Origin of the sequence: Thiohalocapsa marina (assembly GCF_008632335.1) — a bacterium.
GTDB classification, from domain to species: Bacteria; Pseudomonadota; Gammaproteobacteria; order Chromatiales; family Chromatiaceae; genus Thiohalocapsa; species Thiohalocapsa marina.
In genome coordinates, this window is sequence record NZ_VWXX01000005.1 from 1 (window position 1) to 18321 (window position 18321).

Annotated in this window: 22 protein-coding genes and 1 pseudogene; 5 read left to right on the forward strand and 18 right to left on the reverse strand. The window is 66.3% G+C overall.

The window, feature by feature from the left end; translation table 11 throughout:
* Positions 1 to 247, forward strand: a 247-nt coding sequence (locus F2Q65_RS19620) for a hypothetical protein (RefSeq protein ID WP_211353956.1), incomplete at its 5' end; no start/stop codon positions are given.
* A gap of 44 nt (positions 248 to 291) precedes the next feature.
* Here F2Q65_RS19620 and F2Q65_RS05150 read toward each other — a convergent pair.
* From F2Q65_RS05150 to F2Q65_RS05215, 14 genes are all read right to left on the reverse strand, one after another.
* The gene (locus tag F2Q65_RS05150; RefSeq protein WP_150091113.1) at positions 292 to 1203 is read right to left on the reverse strand and encodes a F0F1 ATP synthase subunit gamma; all 912 of its coding nucleotides are present in this window, start codon (positions 1201 to 1203) and stop codon (positions 292 to 294) included.
* Positions 1204 to 1558: 355 nt separating this feature from the next.
* Entirely contained in the window at positions 1559 to 2059 is a 501-nt protein-coding gene (locus F2Q65_RS05155) for a GNAT family N-acetyltransferase (RefSeq protein ID WP_150091115.1), read from the reverse strand.
* Positions 2056 to 2358, reverse strand: coding sequence for a type II toxin-antitoxin system TacA family antitoxin (locus tag F2Q65_RS05160; protein WP_150091117.1), 303 nt, complete (start codon positions 2356 to 2358; stop codon positions 2056 to 2058). The genes F2Q65_RS05155 and F2Q65_RS05160 overlap by 4 nt, the downstream gene beginning before the upstream one ends.
* Positions 2359 to 2531: 173 nt before the next feature.
* Positions 2532 to 4082 carry an alternate F1F0 ATPase, F1 subunit alpha gene (locus F2Q65_RS05165; protein WP_150091119.1) on the reverse strand — a complete coding sequence of 517 codons (1551 nt, stop codon included), beginning with the start codon at positions 4080 to 4082 and terminating at the stop codon, positions 2532 to 2534.
* A gap of 23 nt (positions 4083 to 4105) precedes the next feature.
* Complete coding sequence (locus F2Q65_RS05170; RefSeq protein WP_150091121.1) at positions 4106 to 4882, reverse strand: F0F1 ATP synthase subunit delta; 777 nt, start codon at positions 4880 to 4882, stop codon at positions 4106 to 4108.
* Positions 4883 to 4886: 4 nt separating this feature from the next.
* The gene (locus tag F2Q65_RS05175) at positions 4887 to 5159 is read right to left on the reverse strand and encodes a F0F1 ATP synthase subunit C (RefSeq protein ID WP_150091123.1); all 273 of its coding nucleotides are present in this window, start codon (positions 5157 to 5159) and stop codon (positions 4887 to 4889) included.
* Positions 5160 to 5193: 34 nt separating this feature from the next.
* The gene (locus F2Q65_RS05180) at positions 5194 to 5865 is read right to left on the reverse strand and encodes a F0F1 ATP synthase subunit A (RefSeq protein WP_150091125.1); all 672 of its coding nucleotides are present in this window, start codon (positions 5863 to 5865) and stop codon (positions 5194 to 5196) included.
* Positions 5862 to 6209 carry an ATP synthase subunit I gene (locus F2Q65_RS05185; RefSeq protein WP_170265546.1) on the reverse strand — a complete coding sequence of 116 codons (348 nt, stop codon included), beginning with the start codon at positions 6207 to 6209 and terminating at the stop codon, positions 5862 to 5864. Before F2Q65_RS05185 ends, F2Q65_RS05180 begins: the two co-directional genes overlap by 4 nt.
* 29 nt (positions 6210 to 6238) lie before the next feature.
* The gene (locus tag F2Q65_RS05190; protein WP_150091129.1) at positions 6239 to 6604 is read right to left on the reverse strand and encodes a helix-turn-helix domain-containing protein; all 366 of its coding nucleotides are present in this window, start codon (positions 6602 to 6604) and stop codon (positions 6239 to 6241) included.
* Positions 6601 to 6858 carry a type II toxin-antitoxin system RelE family toxin gene (locus F2Q65_RS05195; protein WP_150091131.1) on the reverse strand — a complete coding sequence of 86 codons (258 nt, stop codon included), beginning with the start codon at positions 6856 to 6858 and terminating at the stop codon, positions 6601 to 6603. Before F2Q65_RS05195 ends, F2Q65_RS05190 begins: the two co-directional genes overlap by 4 nt.
* 74 nt (positions 6859 to 6932) lie before the next feature.
* Complete coding sequence (locus F2Q65_RS05200) at positions 6933 to 7235, reverse strand: AtpZ/AtpI family protein (protein ID WP_150091133.1); 303 nt, start codon at positions 7233 to 7235, stop codon at positions 6933 to 6935.
* Entirely contained in the window at positions 7232 to 7663 is a 432-nt protein-coding gene (locus tag F2Q65_RS05205) for a F0F1 ATP synthase subunit epsilon (protein ID WP_211353957.1), read from the reverse strand. Before F2Q65_RS05205 ends, F2Q65_RS05200 begins: the two co-directional genes overlap by 4 nt.
* A 16-nt stretch (positions 7664 to 7679) precedes the next feature.
* Positions 7680 to 9065: a F0F1 ATP synthase subunit beta gene (gene atpD / locus F2Q65_RS05210; protein WP_150091135.1), complete on the reverse strand. Its 1386-nt coding sequence runs from the start codon at positions 9063 to 9065 to the stop codon at positions 7680 to 7682.
* A gap of 72 nt (positions 9066 to 9137) precedes the next feature.
* A complete protein-coding gene (locus tag F2Q65_RS05215; protein WP_150091137.1) occupies positions 9138 to 10433 on the reverse strand; it encodes a phosphatidylserine decarboxylase in 1296 nt (431 codons plus the stop codon).
* A gap of 306 nt (positions 10434 to 10739) precedes the next feature.
* Here F2Q65_RS05215 and F2Q65_RS20375 point away from each other — a divergent pair.
* Positions 10740 to 10871, forward strand: a pseudogene (locus F2Q65_RS20375) (PAS domain-containing protein); the annotation flags it as partial.
* A 40-nt stretch (positions 10872 to 10911) separates the two neighbouring features.
* Here the strand turns inward: F2Q65_RS20375 and F2Q65_RS05225 are convergent.
* The 3 genes from F2Q65_RS05225 to F2Q65_RS05235 form a co-directional block, all read right to left on the reverse strand.
* On the reverse strand, positions 10912 to 12351 hold the full coding sequence (locus F2Q65_RS05225; protein WP_150091138.1) for a cyclic nucleotide-binding domain-containing protein: 1440 nt from the start codon (positions 12349 to 12351) through the stop codon (positions 10912 to 10914).
* A 35-nt stretch (positions 12352 to 12386) separates the two neighbouring features.
* On the reverse strand, positions 12387 to 13139 hold the full coding sequence (locus F2Q65_RS05230) for a DUF72 domain-containing protein (RefSeq protein ID WP_150091140.1): 753 nt from the start codon (positions 13137 to 13139) through the stop codon (positions 12387 to 12389).
* 61 nt (positions 13140 to 13200) lie between these two features.
* Positions 13201 to 14250, reverse strand: coding sequence for a class I fructose-bisphosphate aldolase (locus F2Q65_RS05235; RefSeq protein ID WP_150091142.1), 1050 nt, complete (start codon positions 14248 to 14250; stop codon positions 13201 to 13203).
* 327 nt (positions 14251 to 14577) lie between these two features.
* Between F2Q65_RS05235 and arfB the strand changes: the two genes are divergently transcribed.
* Complete coding sequence (gene arfB / locus F2Q65_RS05240) at positions 14578 to 14997, forward strand: alternative ribosome rescue aminoacyl-tRNA hydrolase ArfB (protein ID WP_150091144.1); 420 nt, start codon at positions 14578 to 14580, stop codon at positions 14995 to 14997.
* Between the two features lie 32 nt (positions 14998 to 15029).
* Here the strand turns inward: arfB and F2Q65_RS05245 are convergent, their stop codons facing one another.
* Complete coding sequence (locus F2Q65_RS05245; protein ID WP_150091146.1) at positions 15030 to 15938, reverse strand: alpha/beta fold hydrolase; 909 nt, start codon at positions 15936 to 15938, stop codon at positions 15030 to 15032.
* 224 nt (positions 15939 to 16162) lie between these two features.
* Between F2Q65_RS05245 and F2Q65_RS05250 the strand changes: the two genes are divergently transcribed.
* Positions 16163 to 17374, forward strand: coding sequence for a D-alanyl-D-alanine carboxypeptidase/D-alanyl-D-alanine-endopeptidase (locus F2Q65_RS05250; RefSeq protein ID WP_150091148.1), 1212 nt, complete (start codon positions 16163 to 16165; stop codon positions 17372 to 17374).
* Positions 17374 to 18312, forward strand: coding sequence for a trypsin-like peptidase domain-containing protein (locus F2Q65_RS05255; RefSeq protein ID WP_246155983.1), 939 nt, complete (start codon positions 17374 to 17376; stop codon positions 18310 to 18312). The genes F2Q65_RS05250 and F2Q65_RS05255 overlap by 1 nt, the downstream gene beginning before the upstream one ends.
* The last annotated feature ends 9 nt before the right edge of the window (positions 18313 to 18321 follow it).

Below are 18321 nucleotides of genomic sequence, written 5' to 3' on the forward strand. Positions count from 1 at the left end.
CCACAGGCCACAACGGCGGATGCGCTTCGCTTATCCGCCCTACAGTGTTCACCTTGTTTTGGGCGCGTTCCTTAAGGGGCCGAATCAACAGGTCCGCCTTGGCGGCGATACCCTGGCAAAGGCTATCGATCAAGTATATTGGCGATCAATGATATTCCTTCGGAGCCTGCCATTTATTCGCCGCGGGTATCAACTGAAGACGCCGATGCCGATGCTGCGCGCGGCGGTGCAGCGAAACACTGGATGATCCGCTGTCTCCCGAGGGGGCCGGAAGCGCCGTTTTCCGGCGTCTTATCGGGGGAAGGGCGGCGATGGCGGCTGCGCGGGGGCGGCGGCCTCGAAGCCGGAAACCACGTCCAGCAACTCGCTGGTGATGTGCGCCTGGCGCACGCGGCGGAAGCGGGCGGTGACCTCCTGCAGGTGTTCGTCGATGTTCTTGCCGGCGGTCTGCATGGCCGCCAGCCGGCTGCCGTGTTCTGCCGCCAGGGACTCGGCGCAGGCGCGGAACAGCACGACGAAATAGTGCTGGCGCAACAGGCGCCCAAGCAGGCGTTCCCAGCCCAGGCTGTACTGCGGTATGCAGCGCGAGGGCCAGGGGCGGCTTGCCTGGGCCTGGAATGGTTCGGGGTCGAGAGGGTAGAGGCGCTGGTGGCAGGGTCTGTAGCCACTGCGGCTTGTGGGGCGGTTGTGCCAGAGCTCGACGCGCCCGACGCCCTGCCGTCGCCAGGCGTCCAGTTGCAGCAGGACGCGCTGCACAAGCTCGGTTATGGCGGTCGCAGAGCCGGGCAGCGCAAGGATCCTGAGCTCAGACCGAGCCTGGTGCTCTCGTTGATGCTCCAGGGCCGCCGCGAGCCGCTCGCCCACGGCCAGCCAGCGCTGATGGGTCTGCTGCTGGCCGATTGAGTGCTGCGCAAGGGCCTGCTCGGTGATCACCTCGTTGAAACGCCCGCACAGGCCGTGATCGGTGCCGAAGATCACCACTGCCTCGCCCTGGCCCGGTTTCGGTGCTGGCAGGCGGTGGCCCGGATCGCGCAGCACCGCCTGCAGTCCAAGCGCCACGGTGCGCTCGTATTCCGCCAGCGACTCGGCGGCACGCTCATACTGGCGAATGCTGACGGCAGACAGTGCCTTCATCGTGCGCACGATTTGTTGCAGGTCCTCCAAGTTCTCGCTGCGCCGACGCAGCAGTTCTAAGGTTTCCATCGGCTGAGCCCCAGGGGATCTGACCAACCGCTTGCGGCAGGCGCACACGGCATGTCTAGTTGCGTCAGCGACTGAGAATGAAGCCTGGCCTTCGTGAACTGCATGGCGTAATGCTCTTTCGGGAGCCGACGGGCGTAGGAGGCGGCATCCATGCCCAAAGACTAGCCCGAACGGTCTGGGCCCGCCAAAGACGTTGCTCGGAGCCAGCGGCTCTAAAGCCAGACCGTAGGGCGCAGAGCACGCGAAGCGCACGCAGAGAAGCCGGCGAGCCCGCGATCCTTAGGCCAGCCACCCTCGTTGGCGTTCTCTGCGTCCGCGGTTAATTGAGCCTCAGCAATGTGGTCAGATGCGTGGATCAGATTGCGGATTTCGCCGTGGTCAGCGGCAGGAAGAGGTGCAAGGGTGATCCTCCCAGTTGGATGAAATCATGATGACGATAGAATGCCGCGGCTGGATCGCCTTTCGCATCAACAATCAGGACGGCCGCCGCGATCTCCGACGCAATCGATCGATGCAACGCATCAGCCAGCAATGCCCCACCCAGGCCGTTTCCCTTGAAGGCGCAATCGACGGCGAGGCGACCCAGACGGATAGCAGCTACAGACGCGTATCGCGGCAGTTTGCGGCGCAACGAGTCCGGTAAATCGATCAAAGGCACGCTCGCCGTCGCCAGGGTGTAGTAACCGGCGATGCCCCCGTCTTCGGACAGTGCAACAAAACAGGCTGCTACGCGTCGGCGAATGTCTTGCGACACACGCTCGCGAAGGTAGGAGTCCAGGGCCACCACGCCGCAACTGAAGCAGCGACGATCATGGCCTGAAGCCAACGCCGTGATCAGGAAGGGCGCTCGGGTCATTCGCTACGCAGCAGTTGCGCGTGGCGTTTCATCGCGCGGCGTAGCGCAGGCGAGGGTTCCGGCGGTGTTAGAAGCGCCTCGGCGAAGCGTTGCTGATCCTCCAGCGACAGCCGTATGACCTCCGCTTCTTCCAAGGCATGCCGCGCCGCCTCTTGCACCGCGGCGATGACGAAGTCAGTCATGCTGCGTCCCTGGATCTCTGCCGCGCGCTTCAAGGCGGCGTGCAAGTCCTGGGTGATACGCGCCTCCAAGCGGGCGGTGCGCGCCTTGGTGGCTATGGATTGACCGGTAGCTGTCATGTCGACCTCCTGATTGACGGCTCTATTGTACGGCATAGAACCGGCTGGAATGTGCCTCAAGGGTCGCCGCGGCCATTGGACATTCAAATCGCAGAGGCACCGAGAAGCATTAGAAAACGGTGTCGTATCTCTGCGTCCTCTGCGCCTTTGCGGTTAATCCGACTCGGCTGAGTTCAAGAAGGGATGGACGCGTGCTCCGCCGAGGGGGCCAGCCCGGCGACCGTACTTGCCGCGGTCTGCCGTAGCTGCTCCCAGTCCTCCTCGTCCAGGGTATGGCCGGCCTCGATGCGCTCGCAGAGCCTGGACTGCGACAGCAAGACCCGGGCGCGAATCTGCTGCTCCGCCTCGGCGATGCGCTCCAGGGGCAGCGCGTCGAGCAGCCCGGCATTGGTGGCCAGCAGCACCGCCACCTGCTCGGCGGCGCGCAGCGGGGCGCCGGCGGGCTGGCGCAGGATCTCGCGCACCCGCCGCCCGCGCTCGATGCGCCGGCGGGTGCCCTCGTCGAGTCGGGTGGCGAAGCGGGCGAAGGTCTCGAGCTCCTCGAACTGGGTATAGGCCAGGCGCAGGTCGCCGGCCACGTGCCGATAGGCCGGGAACTGGGTCTTGCCGCCCACGCGCGAGACCGATCGGCCGATGTCGATGGCCGGCAGCAGGCCCTTGCGGAACAGGACCGGCGACAGATAGATCTGGCCGTCGGTGATGGAGATGAGGTTGGTCGGGATATAGGCGCTGATGTCCTGGGCCTGGGTCTCGATGATGGGCAGGGCGGTCAGGGAGCCGCCGCCGCGCTGCCCGTTGAGATCAGGGCGCAGATGGGTGGCGCGCTCCAGTAGCCGGGCGTGCAGATAGAAGATGTCGCCCGGATAGGCCTCGCGCCCGGGTGGACGGCGCAGCAGCAGGGACAGTTCGCGGTAGGCGCGCGCATGGCGCGTGAGATCGTCGTAGACCACCAGCACGTCGCGCCCCTGCTGCATGAAGTATTCGCCGATGGTGGTGGCGGCATAGGGGGTCAGATACTGCAGGCCCGGCGGGTCCTCGCCGGAGGCGTTGACCACGATGCTGTGACGCAGGGCGCCATGGCGTCGCAGGCTCTGCACGGCTTTGGCCACGGCGCTGCCGCGCTGGCCGATGGCGCAGTAGATGCAGAGCACCGCCTTGTCGCGCTGGTTGATGATGGTGTCGATGGCCACCGTGGTCTTGCCGGTCTGGCGGTCGCCGACGATCAGCTCGCGCTGGCCGCGGCCGATGGGGATCATGGCGTCCACGGCCTTGATGCCGGTCTCGAGCGGCACGGTGACCGGGGCACGGTCCATGATGGGCGGGGCCGGTTGCTCCACCGGACGGCGCTGCGTGCTGCGCAGCGGTCCGAAGCCGTCCAGCGGTCGACCGGTGGCGTCGATGACGCGGCCGATGAGCGCCTCGCCCACCGGGGTATCGGCCTGCCGGCCGGTGGCCTTGACCCGGCTGCCGGGCGTCAGGCTGTCGCCGCGGCCGAGCAGGATCACGCCAAGGCTGTCCGGGTCCAGGTTCACGGCCAGACCCAGGCCGCCGTCGGCGAAGCGCACCAGCTCGTCGGCACCGACCGCGGGCAGGCCGCTGACCCGCGCGATGCCGCCGCCGACCTCCAGCAGGATGCCGACGTCGCCCATGGCCGGACCCGACGGCAGCGTCGCGGTCGCCGAGCGAATGGCGACAAAGGTCTGATCGAGAAGCTCGCTGAGCATGGCGCTGTCTGGTCGGCTTGGGCTCAATCCGCTGCCGCGTGCTCCGCAACGGCGTGATCTGCGTCCAGCGCCGCGCCGAGGCGATCCTCGAAGCGGTCGAGATAGTCCGCCAGCGTCCAGCCCAGCCGCCGGCTACCGCAGCCCAGCTCGATGCCGCAGAGCAGCTCCGGGGATTGGCGATACTCCAGCTCGGCCGCGCCCCCGAGATGACGCTGCACGGCCCCCTCAATGGTCTGTCGCTGGGCGTCGGTCAGGGTGAAGCTGGTGGTGATCTCGATGGGACGATCGGTGGTCCGAAGATCTCCCAAGGTGTCCTGTTCCAGCTCGGGCAGCTGCCGGATCAGGGTCCGGATCATGCTGTCTTCCAGGGTATCGTCGGCCAGGTCGCGCAATGCCCGGCGGGTCAGCGCCTGAAAGCCCTCAGTGGTGTGGCGGCGAAGATCCTCCAGAAACTGCCGGCGCTCCTGGCGCAGCTGCTCGTGCCAGTGCTCGCGCCTCTGCTCGACCTCTTCGCGCGCCTGCTCCAGCAGCCGGCGGTGTTCGGCCTCGGCCTCCTCGCGGGCCTGATCAAGGATGGCCTCGCGCCGTGCCTCCAGCCGTTGCAGACGCTCATGCAGGTGCTCGCGTTCGTGCTCGGCCGCCTCCTCCCGCTCGCGGCTCTCGCGCAGGCGCTGGGCGATGCGCTCCTCGCGCTGGGCCATGGCGGCGGTCACCGGCTTGTAGAGAAAGCGCTTGAGCAGATAGACCAGGATCAGAAAATTCAGGATCTGCGCCGCGACCGTGAGCCAGTCGATCTGCATGCCGTCAGCCTCCGGCGGCGACGTGATCCCAGAACGGATTGGCGAAGATCAGGATCATGGCGACCACGAAGCAATAGATGGCCGTGGACTCGACCATGGCCAGGCCGACGAACAGGGTGCGCGTGATGGTGCCGGCCTCGTCCGGCTGCTGGGCGATGGCGCTCAGGGCCTGGGCGACGGCCCGCCCCTCGCCCAGGGCAGGACCGATGGAGCCGATGGCGATGGTCAGACCGGCGGTGATGACCGATGCCATGGCGATAAGGGCGGTGTTGTCCATGCGACCTCCTTTGGGCGGATAAGGGCAGTCTTGGCTAGTCACGCCGCTCGGCGCTGGCCGAGGCGATGTAGACCATGGCCAGGACGGCGAAGATATAGGCCTGGATCATGCCGGTGAGCAGACCGAGCAGCTGCATCACGATGGGAAACAGCAATGGGGTCAGGCTCACCAGGATGCCGACGATGACGGTGCCGCTCATGATGTTGCCGTACAGGCGCACCGCCAGCGCGACCGTGCGCGACAGCTCGCCGATCAGGTTGAACGGTAGCATCAGCGGTGTGGGCTGCACGTAGTGACGCAGATAGCCGAGCGGCCCCTGGTGCAGGATCCCGAACAGCGGCACGGCAATGAGGGTGCAGAGCGCCAGCGCCGTGGTGGTCGACAACGAGCCCGTGGGCGGCAGATAGAAGGGCAGCACCGAGAGCAGGTTCGACGCCGCGATGAAGACGAACAGCGTGCCGACGAAGGGCAGGTAGGGGCCGGGCTCCTGCCGGCTGACCTCGCGGATCTGCTCCCGCAACCCGGTCACCAGCACCTCGAGCAGGTTCTGCCAGCGCGACATCTCGGGTCCGGTGGACAGCCGACGCGTCACCAGCCAGCAGCCGAGGGTCAGCAAGGCCATGATCAGCCAGGTGAAGGCCAGGGTGGCGTTGACATGCAGCGGCCCCCATTGCCAGAGCAGGATCTGGTCCGGGCTGATGGTCATGGTGAAGGCCTGCCGGGCCCGGCCTTGGGCGCTGGTTTGGACCCTGCTGTGGGCGCCACCGTGGGAGCAGTTGCTGGGCGCTGACGGCGGACGAGCAGACTGCGCATCAGCAGCATGCCGACCATGGCCGCGAGCAGGTGCTGCCATTGGCCGCCCACACGGATCAGCAGAGACAGGCCCGCCCAGAGCAGCGCGAGGCGCAGCAGCAGGCTGAGCCCGATCAGCAGCGCCGGTCGGCGGACATGGGGCAGCGCCTGCACCGTGCGCTGCAGGCCGTAGAAGAAGACCCAGCCCACGGCAAGCCCGCAGAGCAGGGCGAAGGCGATAAACAACGTATCAATCACGGCGGCTCTCGCGCGACCGGATGATCGGCCTATGTCCGTGTGTCATGTAGATCGTTCGTAGCGCAATTGAGGGCGCGCGCCAATCGAGCCAATAGATCCGCGGATGGCCTGGCACGCTGGTTTTCGACCATCGACAGCATCTGGCGGGAGGTTTCGCAGCGCTCGGCCAGGACTTGCAGGGTCATTCCTCGATGCTCACGCCAGACGCGCAAGGGCGATTCGCCAGCAAGCAAGCGATCGACGAATCCGGCAGGGAAGGTTTCCTCCTCTTGTGCCGATCGCCCATCGATGATGTCTTCAAGCTCCTCGAGGCGGGCTTGCATGGCCTGCCATTCATCGATTGGCAACACGACAAGCGCCGGAGCACCATCAACGTCAATGGTCTGCACCTTCATTTATACACATCTACTCGCGGTCCGATTTTTAAGACAAGCAATGCAAGCTCGTTTTCGCGAATCTCGCAAATGGCCCGCCATCCACCTACCCTTAAACGCCAGAAGGGTGAGCCTTGCAATGGTTTCCAGTCGCCACGGTAGGTTGCAGGATTACCGGCGATTGCATCCAATTCGGCGCGAATTCGCGCAGCGGCACTCGGCGGCAGCTGACGGATGCCTTTCACCGCCTGTTTGGAAAAGGCGAGCCTCAGCATGAGGTGGTGTTAAGTGACATGAAACCGTTTGTCAACAATATTTGACATGGTCTATCGCGCTTGGGTGCCGCAGCTCAATCATCGCCGCTCTCCCGCCTGATCCAGTACCAGGCATTCAGGCAGCCCAGGGCGACGCCGAGGATCAGGAAGGTCAGGGTCCAGGAGGCCTGTGCCGCAGGCCAGTGACGGTCCAGCCAGAGCCCCAGCATGATGCCGAGCAGACTGGGCACGGCGATGGCCCAGCCCACCATGCCGAACATGCCGAGCCAGAAAAACACCGTGCGCCCTTCGGCCTCGCGAGCCCGCCGCTTGCGCTCGGCCTTGCGTCCGATCTGCTCGCTGAAGCCCTGGCCACGCTGATCCCGCAATCTGCTCATGGACCGATCGCCTCGCCCTCGATGAACCGACGCAGGGTGCCGGCCTCGAGCCGGGCCAGGGCGCTGCGCGCCTCGCGCTCGTGCTCCTCGAGCGCCCTGAAGGCCTCGTCCACGGTCTGGCGCAGCTCCGTGAGATCGGTGCCGGTCACGGCATTCAGGGTCGACACGCGCACGCGGTCGGCGGCCTTGACCAGGATGCCTTCGTCCACCGCCAGAAAGCGTTCCTCACCCGCCGTCGTCACATAGCTGAGGATGCCTGGCACCAGCGCGGCGACGCAGTCCACATGCCGCGGCAACAGGCAGAAGGCGCCGTCCTCGGCCTCGGCGATGACCTTGCTGGCGGGCACATCCAGCAGCGTCTCGGTGGGCAGATAGACCTGCAGCTGCAGAGCGCTCGTTGCAGCATCGTGCCCAATCCGGCCAGTCATTCCGTCACCCGTTTCGTCAGCCATCAAGGGCCCCCGTCATGTACAGCGACTGCTCGTCCACATTCGACAGCTCGCCGGCCAGGATGCGCTGGCAGCCGTCGATGGTCTGCTGCAGCGTCACCAGTTGGCCAGGCTGGCCGGTGAAGTGCTCGGTGGTGAAGAAGGGCTGGGTCAGGAAACGTTCCAGCCGTCGCGCCTTGCTCACCGTGGCGCGGTCCTGGCGCGACAGCTCCTCCTCGCCGAGCATGGCGATGATGTCCTTCAGTTCCTCGTAGTCGGCCAGTGTCGCGCGCACCTGCTGGGCGGTGCGGTAATGGTCCTCGCCGACGATGGCGGGGGTAAGCATCTTGGATTCAGACTGCAGCGGATCGATGGCCGGATACAGCCCCTGGGCCGCGCGCTTGCGCGACAGCACGATGGAGGCCGACAGGTGGCCGAAGATGTGCGCCGCGGCGGGGTCGGTGAGATCATCCGCCGGCACATAGACCGCCTGCACCGAGGTGATGGCGGCGCTGGCAGAGTTGCAGATGCGCTCCTCCAGCTCGGCCAGCTCCGAGGCCAGCGTCGGCTGATAGCCCACCCGCGACGGGATGCGTCCCATCAGGCCCGACACCTCGGTGCCGGACTGCACATAGCGGAAGATGTTGTCGATCAGCAGCAGCACGTTGCGCTCCTCCTGATCGCGAAAATGTTCGGCGATGGTCAGGGCCGCGTGGCCGACCCGGAAGCGCGCCCCCGGCGGCTCGTTCATCTGGCCGAAGACCATGACCGTGTGATCCAGCACGCCGGCATCGCGCATGTCGCGGTACAGCTCCTCGGCCTCGCGCGATCGCTCGCCGATGCCGCAGAACAGGCTGATGCCCTGGTAGTGCCCGACCATGTTGTGGATCAGCTCGGTGATCAGCACGGTCTTGCCGACACCGGCGCCGCCAAAGAGCCCGGCCTTGCCGCCGGTCTCCAGGGGCGCGAGCAGGTCCAGCGCCTTGATACCGGTCTCGAAGATCTCGGTCTGGGTGACCCGCTGGCTGATCGGCAGGGGCGGGCGGTGAATCGACCAGCGCTGGGTCTCAGCGATCGGGTCACCCTTGTCGATGGTCTCGCCGAAGACATTGAGCATGCGCCCGAGCAGGTCGCTGCCCACGGGCACGGTCAGCTGGCCGCCCGTGTCGTAGACGGGCATGCCGCGCGCCAGCCCCTGGGTCGGGCTCAAGGCGATGCAGCGCACGCGTTCGCGGTCGAGCAGGCTGTGCACCTCCAACACCACTTGCTGCGCTGAGCCCGTGCGCAGGGCCTGATAGCGTGTCGGCACCGGCGGCGGAAAGCGTACGTCGACAACGCTGCCACGCACCGAGACGACCTCGCCCTGAGGTCTGCTGCCATCATGTTCGGTCGCGATCGTCATACACTTGCCAACCAGAAGCGGCTTCCAGCCGCTTCTGCGCTCTTTAGCCGCACCCCAGGTCGCAACCAGCCACTACAATCCCCCTTGCGGCCGCCCGCGCAGTATGCCGTAGGCTTCGCCCATCAGCAGATGCGCGTATGCAGACCCCTGCGCCGCATCGTCGGACGCCCTTGGGGCAGTCAGCTCAAATCCGGCCTGGGGCTGGAACAGCATCACGAAGTCCGATCCGCCGAAGAGGAAGAACCCGAGCTCGTCGCCCTTGTCGTGGCGGCTGCCGACCTGCACGGCGTCGTAGAAGTTCACCGAAGAGACCTGCGCCATGCCCATGGGGATCAGCGCGACCAGACCATGATCACCCGTATCGACGATCACATAGCCGCGGGTATGGGTGAACTGCCAGCCCATGGAATCAACGGGGTCGTATCGTCCCGCGGCCGCATTCCATTCGACCTCGAGCGCGGTGTTACCCCGGACGATCCGCTTCTCCTTCACCGTCCCGCCGACGGCAAAATGGTAATGGTGATAATCATTGACGTTCAGAAAGGTATGGGTGAGCACACCGCCAGCGAAGGCCTCTTTGAAGGCGCTGTCTGGGCCCAATAGCTCGGGAATACTGAAATAGCGGCTGAGCTTGACCCTGAGTCCCTCTGGCACCTGAATCCGGGATTGCCCATCGATGGCCCAGACCCCATGGGGCACCGAGTCGGCCGGTGCGACGACCACGGCTGGGTCGTTCGGTGCGGCGATCGGCCGCTGCTCAGGTGACCTCAGCTTGCGGGCGAAGAACTGATTGAATGTCCTCCAGTTCTCCGGTGACTCATACCAGCCTTGCTGCAGGCCAAAGCGCGGGTCGGCATAGAACTGCTGATAGGTCTCCTCGCTCCAGGAGGCCTCGGTATCGAGAAAATCACCCCAGGTCTCGGTGAACTGTCCGAGCCAGGCAGCGAACGGCGGATAGAACTGCAGCGTGGGGCTGAAGTGTCCGAGGTCCGCGAGCACCTCCAAGGGCTGATCCACCAAGAAGTAGAAATAACAAATGCTTTGCAGGATCTGGTCCCGTATCAGATTGGGCGGATCATCCAGGGTCTGCCGTGGGATCATCTGTGAGGCCGAGTCGATGAAATCGAAGTAGGCGGACAGCGTCTGTACAGGATTGGTCGCAGGATCCGGATTGACGTCCTTGGCCGCCGCGATAGACGCCTCGAGCAGCGTGCCAATCTCGGGATTGGCCGCGATCAGCTCGACGAGCTCGCGCGTAATCGGTCGATGCTGCTGATCCTCAGCGACCGCAAGGTCGGCCAGTAGCAGCAGTCCTACAGCCAAGACCACTAAGGCTAGAGCACGGACGGCATTCAGTCGGCGCATCATCTTGAAGTCCTCCTTCGGCAGCCTAGGTCACGCCAAGGCGGCAATCAGCAATATCAGCCGCTGCAGTTGCTTGCGGCCCTGAGGCCAATAACCCCAGCCTGATTGACCCTGGCACCTTAAGCTTAGTGCACGCGGGCATTCCAGCAACCGTGCGGCGAGCGCAGCTGTGCTGCGGTCGACAGCTCGGGCATCGGCATCTGGGACTGGACCATCGCCAGCAACGCGCCGTATTGGTCGGATCGCTTCAAGGCCATCTTCGGTGTGTCGCTGGAGGGGGAGACCTGCTAGGAGGGCTTTCAGGCGGCCCTGCATCCCGACGACTGCGAGCGGGTCGATGGGCTCATCCGCCAGTGCCTGCAGACATTGGAAGACTGTGTCGTCGAGTACCGCAGCCGACGCCCCGACGGAGAAGGGCGCTGGATCGGCGCCCTGGGGCGGGTCTACTGCGGTGTGGCCGGCGTTGGGCATCGCGCCCAGGTCAATGTCCCAACAGCGCGCCGAGCCGTTGCATCAAGGTCATCTTGCCCGCCTGTCGACCATCGGATGCCTCGTCGAACAGGGTCCGCTGCAGGGCCTCGCTATGCTGTCGGCGGGCCTCGGCAAGTTCCGTGAGCTGCGCCAGCAGTGAGGGGCTCTCGCTTAGGATCGAGTCCAGCCGTTGACGGGGGATCTCGATATAACGCACGTTCGTCACCGCGGTGGCGGTGGAGTAGCGAGGTTCGTCTTTCAGCAACGACAGCTCGCCGAAGCTCTGCCCGGTCTTCAGGCGCTCAGTATTGCGGCTGCGGCCGTCGATGTTCCGGCTGAGGGAGACCACCCCGCTGACGATGACGAACATCGAGCCGCCGCTTGCGCCTTCGCGGCTGAGCAGGCTTCCCATCGGCACCTCCTGCACGCTCAGGCCATCGGCCAGCCGCCCGATAGCGGTGTCGCTCAGTGGCGCGAAGGCCGCCGTGTCGCGCAGGATATCGACGATGTCCGGCACCGAGATCGAGAGTGGCCTGACCCGTCGGGTATCGATCTCGTAGGTCACGGCGGCGGGAGAGATACCGGCCTGGCTCAGCTGCTGATGGATCTCCAGCGACAGGGCGTCGATGGCGGCGAAGCGCCGGGAGAAATTCGGGAAATGCACGTACACCATGTATCGATAGGGCAGCCGGCTGCCATCGCTGAGGTAGACGATGGGCGCCGGACTGGTCAACACGGCGTTGCAGCGGATGGCGGCCTGCAGCAGGAGCTGGCGCGCCACCAGCGGAGAGACGTCGGCGGAGAGCAGGACGTCGAACCAGTAGCCGTAGGCCTTGGTCGGCTGGTCGTAGTTGTGCAGGGTGCTGTTGGCGGCCTTTTTGTTCGGAACCACGTACAGGCTGGAGTTCCAGGACAGGATCCGCGTGGAGCGCCAGCCGATGCTGACCACCTCACCAACGACGCCGTCCTCGAACTCGATCCAGTCGCCCACCTGGTACGGCCGATCGATACCCAGGGCGACACCCGAGAAGAAGTCCGTGATGGTGTTCTGCATCGCCACACTGAGCACGCCGGCGACGATACCGGTGGAGAGCAGCACGGCGCCGGTATCGAGCTTGAAGATCTCGCTCAGCACGATCAGCAACGCGACCACATAGATGACGGTGGAGGCCGCGCCCTGCAGCACCGCCGGGGCTGCGGCGCCGGTGAGCCGTCGGTAGCCGTCCTGCCAGATAAACAGACGCAGGGCGCGGTCGATGAGCCAGGCGCTGATACCGTAGACGAGCGTGCTGGTGACGATGACCAGGTAGCGATGCACGCCCGTCGCGCCATTGGCGTCGAGCGTATCCTGCAACAGGGCACTGCCGGCCAGCAGCAGCGCCGGGGCTGCGATCAGCGCCAGTAGCCAGCCCAGTTTGCGGTAGGGGCGAGTCTTGTCCGGATCAGACATGGCGGGATGAATGACGGCGCATGCTTGGCTTCTGCTCAGCTTCTACTCGTCTGGCCGGGCGCTCGCGCTTGCACGGCCCTATCGAGGGCCTGCGCATTGGCAGCGGCGTAACCGGCCTCGTCATTGTCGAAGTAGCAATAGACATCCAGGCCTTGCCTGAGCCAATGCGCGATGGCCCCGGCCCAATGGTCGAGGGTCGGCGTGTCGTAGTTGCCGCGATAGGCGCCATCGGGTCCATGCAGGCGGATGTAGACGAAGTCGGCGCTGATCTCCAGCGGCGACTGAAAGCCTGCGTAGTCATGGATGCAAAACGCCGCCCCATGGTGCTGGAGCAGGCTCAGGACCGTTTCGTTGAGCCAACTGCGGTCACGGAACTCCAGGGCGTAGCGATGCCCGCTGGGCAGGATACCGAGGAAATGCCCCAGGCGCCCGGGGTCGCAGTGCCAGTGAGGCGGCAGCTGGAACAGGATCGGACCCAGCCGGTCGCCGAGCTGTTCCATGCGCTCCAGATACCGTTCCACCCCCGGCTCCGGCTCCTTGAGCTTCTTCATGTGGGTGATGTAGCGACTGGCCTTGGCGGCGAAGACGAAGGTATCTGGCACCGCGCGCCGCCAGCATGCCACCGTCTGCGCAGCGGGCAGCCGATAGAAGCTGTTGTTGATCTCGGTGCTGCCGAGGTGCCGGGCATAGTAGGCCAGGCGATCACCGGCGGGCAGTCCCTCCGGGTAGAAAGCGCCCCGCCAATGCCCGTAGGCCCAGCCAGATGTGCCGATGTAGCACTGTGCCATTCGATGCAGGAGCCCCGGGCAGATTGTTCCTGCTGGCCCGGGGGATGTTGCTTCGGGCCGATCAGGCAATGCCGATGGCATCGGACAGATAGACGTCCTGCACCGCGTGCAGCAGTTCGATGCCCTGCTGCATGGGCTTCTGGAACGACTTGCGTCCGGTGATGAGCCCCATGCCGCCGGCGCGTTTGTTGATCACCGCGGTGCGCACCACCTGATGCAGGTCGTCCTTGCCGGAGGGGCCGCCGGAATTGATCATGCCGACCCGGCCGGTGTAGCAGTTGACGACCTGGTAGCGGACCAGATCGATGGGGTGGGTGCCGATCAGGCCGTCGTACATGCGCGGATGGGTCTTGCCGAAGCCGATGGCCTGGAAGCCGCCGTTGGTGGTGGCCTGTTTCTGCTTGACGATGTCGGCCTCGATGGTCACGCCCAGGTGGTTGGCCTGGCCGGTCAGGTCCGCGGCGGTGTGATAGTCGATGCCCTCGTGCTTGAAGGCGCCGTTGCGCAGATAGGCCCAGAGCACAGTGACCATGCCAAGCTCATGGGCGCGCTGGAAGGCCTCGCTCACCTCCTGGATCTGCCGCCGGGACTCGGGCGCGCCGAAGTACACGGTGGCGCCGACAGCCGCCGCGCCCAGATCGAAGGCCTGCTCCACGTCGGCGAACGGGGTCTGGTCGTGGATGTTGGGGTAGGTCAGCAGCTCGTTGTGGTTGAGCTTGACGATGAACGGAATCCGGTGGGCATAACGCCGCCCGACCGCGCCGAGCACGCCCAGAGTGGAGGCCACCGCGTTGCAGCCACCTTCGATGGCCAGCCGGATGATGTTCTCCGGATCGAAGTAGATCGGATTCGGCGCAAAGGACGCGCCGCCGGAGTGCTCCACCCCCTGGTCCACCGGCAAGATGGACAGATAGCCGGTGCCGCCCAGGCGCCCATGGTCGAACAGCGCCTGCAGGTTGCGCAGGACCCCCGGCTTGCGGTCGGAAACCAGCAGCACGCGCTCGACGAAGTCCGGCCCCGGCAGTTGCAACAGGTCGCTGGCGATGCCCTGGCAGCGGTGGTCCAGCAGGTCTTCGGCCTCGTCGCCCAGGATGGCGATGATGTCGGTCATGATGGGTCTCCCGTGGTTTGGCAGCGTTCCTGTTCAGCATAGCTGCTCGACCGGGCTTTGCCAGGAGTGGGGCCGGTAGCCAAAGTTTGAAGTTTGAAGTTTGAAGTGTGAAGTTTGAAGTGTGAAGTTTGAAGTGTGAAGTTTGAAGTGTGAAGTGTGAAGTGTGAAGTTTGAAGTGTGAAGTCTGGAGCTGGCGGCTAAATACAGAGAAGCATGAAAAACCTCTCTCCTGCCTCTGCGCTCTCTGCGCCTCAGCGGTTAATCAAGCCGCGTCCAGAGGGGCGCGTGCCCCTTTCGCGCCGGCGGCGGGGCTGACACAATCGGCGCATGCTTTCCATCACACCCGGCCTCTGGCTGCCGGAATCCGAACTCACCGAGCGTTTCATCCGTGCGCCGGGTCCGGGCGGGCAGAACGTGAACAAGGTCGCCAGCGCGGTGCAGTTGCGTTTCGATGCGGCGCATTCGCCGACGCTGTCCGACGAGGTGCGCCGACGCCTGTTGCGACTGGCCGGGCGCCGGGCGGACCGCGACGGCGTGATCACCATCGAGGCCCACCGGTTCCGCACCCGCGAACGCAACCGGGAGGATGCCCGTGAGCGGCTGGCCGGCCTGCTGCGGCAGGCACTGCAGCGACCGAAGGCACGCATCGCCACGCGTCCCACCCGCGCCTCGCGCGAGCGTCGGCTGGCCTCCAAGCGGCAGCAGGCCCAGCGCAAGCAGCAGCGGCGCCGCCCGGACGGGGAGTAACGGGTGACGACCGTCGGCGGGGTCAGTGGCGATCAGCCAACGGCCAGGGGATCGGCCAGCAAGTCCTTCAGGATGGTTGCCCCATGGCCCAGCGGCACCGAGTAGTGTCCTTCGTCCGGCAGTTCCGTCAGCCGGGCGCCGGACAGGTGTTCGGCATACCAGCGGGCGTGTTCCACCGGTACCGTGCCGTCGGCGGAGCCGTGCCAGATGTGGATCGGCAGGCTGATGTCTGAAAACGGGATCTGCCAGTCATGGGCGTAAAGCACCAGGTCTTCGCGGGCGCCCCGGGCGCCGTGCGCCATGGCATCGGCGATGGTCTGGTTCAGGATCTCGGCGTTGTTGCCCTCCGCCAGGCAGACGCGGTCCGCGGGCGGGGCGGCGATGCTGCGCACATCTTCCACCAGATGCGGCCAGTGGTGCAGCATGATCGTGGTGGGCATGCCGAACAGCAGGTCGCCCAGCCAGTGGGGCTGTCGGCCGATCATCAGGTTGGTGCGCACGGCCCAGTTCATCTGTGACAGCACGCTGTCGATGTAGATCGGGCCGAGCGGGCAGACCAGGGCGCAGGCGGCGATGCGCGTCGGCGCGCGGGCGGCGCCGGCAAGGGCATAGGGGCCGCCGCCGGAGACGCCAAGCAGCGCAAACCGGTCGAGCTGCAGATGGTCGGCGAGGCGCGTCAGATCGTCCGCCCAGTCCAGGATGCAGCGCCCGGGCTGCGGGTCGGACCGGCCGTAGCCGGGGCGGTCCGCGGCGATGATCCGGGCGCCGGCGCGCAGGGCCTGGTCATGCAACAGCCGGGCCTCGTGGCGGGAACTCGGGAAGCCGTGACAGTACAGCACCGCCTGGCCATCCGGCGCGCCGAACTCCGAGAAGGCCAGCCGACGTCCGTCGGCCAGGGTGAGGAAGCGGAGCTGCTGGGTTGGTGCGTCGGTCGAATCCATGGGGCGTGGGTGTCAGAGCGTGGCCGGTCAATCTGGTGCGGCGAGTATATCCGAACCCCGCGGACACAGGTGTTGCGGGTCGGTGGTGGTGGCCCGTTGCTTGTCGGGCGCGCCGTGCGGTCGGTGACATGCTAAGCTGGCGATCCGGTTGCGGTGTGCCCGTGGCGCCCGCGATCCGGCACCGTTATTGCCACCCCGTCGGGCAGGTCCGAGAGAGGAGACCCATGTTGCGTGCATCCATCGTTGCCCGTCCGCTGGCCGCTGCCGGCGGCCTGCTGCTGTGGCTGGCCGCCGGCGTGTCCGGCGCCGACGCCATCGGCGAGGCCCTGGGGCTGGCCGAAGCCAGCCTGGTGGTGCAGCAGGGGCCGAACATCGTGCTAGCGGATCAGGCGGACCGGCCAATGATTCCGGCCTCGACCATGAAACTGGTTACGGCGCTGGCGGCCATCGAGCATTGGGGCCTGTCGCACCGTTTCACCACGGCGATCTACCGCGACCACGACAACCGCCTGTGGATCAAGGGCGGCGGCGATCCCTACCTGGTGGCGGAGGAACTGGACCTGCTGGTCGCGGCGCTGCGGGAGCAAGGCCTGCGCACGGTGACCGGCATCGGGCTCGATGACGGCCTGTTCGCCGCGGATGATCGCATCCCCGGTCGGTCCGACAGCGACAACCCCTACGATGCACCGGTCACGGCGCTGGCGGTCAACTTCAACACGGTGTACCTACGGGTGGCTGCAGGGCATGTCAGCAGCGCCGAGGCGCAGACCCCCGTCACTGCCACCGCGCAGCGGCTGGGCGCCACCATGGGCAACGGCAGGCACCGCATCAACCTGCGCACCCGCGACAATGCGCTGTACCACTTCGGCGAGGTGTTCCAGGCCAAGCTGCAGGCAGCGGGTGTCGACGCCCGCGGCGACGTGCGCCTGGGTTCGGTCCCGGCCGGGGCGAGACGGCTGCTGGTGCATGAGAACACCCGCACGCTGGAGACCGTGGTGGAGGACATGCTGGCCTATTCCACCAATTTTGTCGCCAATAGCCTGTTTCTGGCCCTGGGGGAGCGGCATGGCCGCAGCAGCATGGCCCAGTCGCAACAGTCCCTGGAGCGATGGGCCCGGGCACGCTTCGGCTGGCGCGAATTCCGCATCGAGGATGGTGCCGGCCTGTCCCGCGGCAACCGGCTCAGCGGCCGGCAGTTGCTGGATGTGCTGCAGGCGCTGGAGCCGTATCGCGCGCTGCTGCCCCGGCAGGACGACAATCCTGCCGTGCGCGCCAAGACCGGCACCCTGAGCGGGGTCAGCGCCTATGCCGGCTGGGCACGCCGGGACGGCGACTGGCTCGCCTTCAGCCTGCTGATCAACCAGCCCGTGGACTACGGGTTTCGCCTGAGAGTGGCCAATGCGCTCACGGGCGGGGCGACCCTGGCGCGCAACTGATGCCAGGCGCCCTGCAGCGGCTCCCGGGCGGACGCCGGATAGGTCGGAGCCTGCTGATCGCCGGCCTGCTGCTGTCCGCGGCCTGCGGGCTGCAGGCCTGCGCGACCGCCCCGCCGATGCCCGAGGCCGCCCGCGACGGAGCGACCGCCGAAGCATGTCCCCCCGGCTGCGGCAATGGCAACCCGCTGCGGGTCCAGCCGGCGTCCGCCCGGGGTCCGTTCCCCGGCATCGGCCCCAAGCACGGCTACCCGTCCCTGGCGCCGATGTTGCGTGGCATCACCCCGGCGGTGGTCAGCGTGTCGGTCATGTCGGAGGTCAGCATCGAGGATCATCCGCTGTTCCATGATCCCGAGCTGCGCGAGTTCCTGCAGCGCTTCAACCTGGTCCTGCCAGACCCGTCCGAGGTCCAGAAACGCCAGAGCGAGGGCGCCGGCCTCATCGTCGACGGGCATCGCGGCCTGGTGCTGACCAACGCCCATCTGACCGAGGATGCGCGTTCCATCATGGTCATCCTGGCCGACGGCCGCGGCTTCAGGGCGCGGTTGCTGGGACGGGATGCCCGCACCGACATCGCGCTGCTGCGCATCCAGCCGGTGGATGTGCCGCGGGTGCGTTTCGGTGATTCCGGTGATCTGGAGGTGGGGGACTTCGTCATCGCCATCGGCAACCCCTTCGGGCTGGGGCAGACGGTCACCGCCGGCATCGTCAGCGCCCTGGGGCGCGGCGATATCGCCGGCGAGGATGCGGGCTCGCTGATCCAGACCGACGCCTCCATCAACCCGGGCAATTCCGGCGGGCCGCTGATCAGCCTCTCCGGCGAGGTGGTGGGGATCAACAGCGCCCTGATCGGTCCCTACGGCGGCAATGTCGGCATCGGCTTCGCCGTGCCCAGCAACCGCGTGCGCAAGGCCATGCAGCGGATGGTCGGCGAATACTGAGGCCGTCAG

What these genes read in the sequence shown, in the direction of transcription:
- F2Q65_RS05150 (WP_150091113.1), bottom strand. Translation starts at nt 1,203, where the DNA reads ATGGAAACCTTAGAACTGCTGCGTCGGCGCAGCGAGAACTTGGAGGAC.
- F2Q65_RS05155 (WP_150091115.1), bottom strand. Translation starts at nt 2,059, where the DNA reads ATGACCCGAGCGCCCTTCCTGATCACGGCGTTGGCTTCAGGCCATGAT.
- F2Q65_RS05160 (WP_150091117.1), bottom strand. Translation starts at nt 2,358, where the DNA reads ATGACAGCTACCGGTCAATCCATAGCCACCAAGGCGCGCACCGCCCGC.
- F2Q65_RS05165 (WP_150091119.1), bottom strand. Translation starts at nt 4,082, where the DNA reads ATGCTCAGCGAGCTTCTCGATCAGACCTTTGTCGCCATTCGCTCGGCG.
- F2Q65_RS05170 (WP_150091121.1), bottom strand. Translation starts at nt 4,882, where the DNA reads ATGCAGATCGACTGGCTCACGGTCGCGGCGCAGATCCTGAATTTTCTG.
- F2Q65_RS05175 (WP_150091123.1), bottom strand. Translation starts at nt 5,159, where the DNA reads ATGGACAACACCGCCCTTATCGCCATGGCATCGGTCATCACCGCCGGT.
- F2Q65_RS05180 (WP_150091125.1), bottom strand. Translation starts at nt 5,865, where the DNA reads ATGACCATCAGCCCGGACCAGATCCTGCTCTGGCAATGGGGGCCGCTG.
- F2Q65_RS05190 (WP_150091129.1), bottom strand. Translation starts at nt 6,604, where the DNA reads ATGAAGGTGCAGACCATTGACGTTGATGGTGCTCCGGCGCTTGTCGTG.
- F2Q65_RS05195 (WP_150091131.1), bottom strand. Translation starts at nt 6,858, where the DNA reads ATGCTGAGGCTCGCCTTTTCCAAACAGGCGGTGAAAGGCATCCGTCAG.
- F2Q65_RS05200 (WP_150091133.1), bottom strand. Translation starts at nt 7,235, where the DNA reads ATGAGCAGATTGCGGGATCAGCGTGGCCAGGGCTTCAGCGAGCAGATC.
- F2Q65_RS05205 (WP_211353957.1), bottom strand. Translation starts at nt 7,663, where the DNA reads ATGACTGGCCGGATTGGGCACGATGCTGCAACGAGCGCTCTGCAGCTG.
- atpD (WP_150091135.1), bottom strand. Translation starts at nt 9,065, where the DNA reads ATGACGATCGCGACCGAACATGATGGCAGCAGACCTCAGGGCGAGGTC.
- F2Q65_RS05215 (WP_150091137.1), bottom strand. Translation starts at nt 10,433, where the DNA reads ATGATGCGCCGACTGAATGCCGTCCGTGCTCTAGCCTTAGTGGTCTTG.
- F2Q65_RS05225 (WP_150091138.1), bottom strand. Translation starts at nt 12,351, where the DNA reads ATGTCTGATCCGGACAAGACTCGCCCCTACCGCAAACTGGGCTGGCTA.
- F2Q65_RS05230 (WP_150091140.1), bottom strand. Translation starts at nt 13,139, where the DNA reads ATGGCACAGTGCTACATCGGCACATCTGGCTGGGCCTACGGGCATTGG.
- F2Q65_RS05235 (WP_150091142.1), bottom strand. Translation starts at nt 14,250, where the DNA reads ATGACCGACATCATCGCCATCCTGGGCGACGAGGCCGAAGACCTGCTG.
- arfB (WP_150091144.1), top strand. Translation starts at nt 14,578, where the DNA reads ATGCTTTCCATCACACCCGGCCTCTGGCTGCCGGAATCCGAACTCACC.
- F2Q65_RS05245 (WP_150091146.1), bottom strand. Translation starts at nt 15,938, where the DNA reads ATGGATTCGACCGACGCACCAACCCAGCAGCTCCGCTTCCTCACCCTG.
- F2Q65_RS05250 (WP_150091148.1), top strand. Translation starts at nt 16,163, where the DNA reads ATGTTGCGTGCATCCATCGTTGCCCGTCCGCTGGCCGCTGCCGGCGGC.
- F2Q65_RS05255 (WP_246155983.1), top strand. Translation starts at nt 17,374, where the DNA reads ATGCCAGGCGCCCTGCAGCGGCTCCCGGGCGGACGCCGGATAGGTCGG.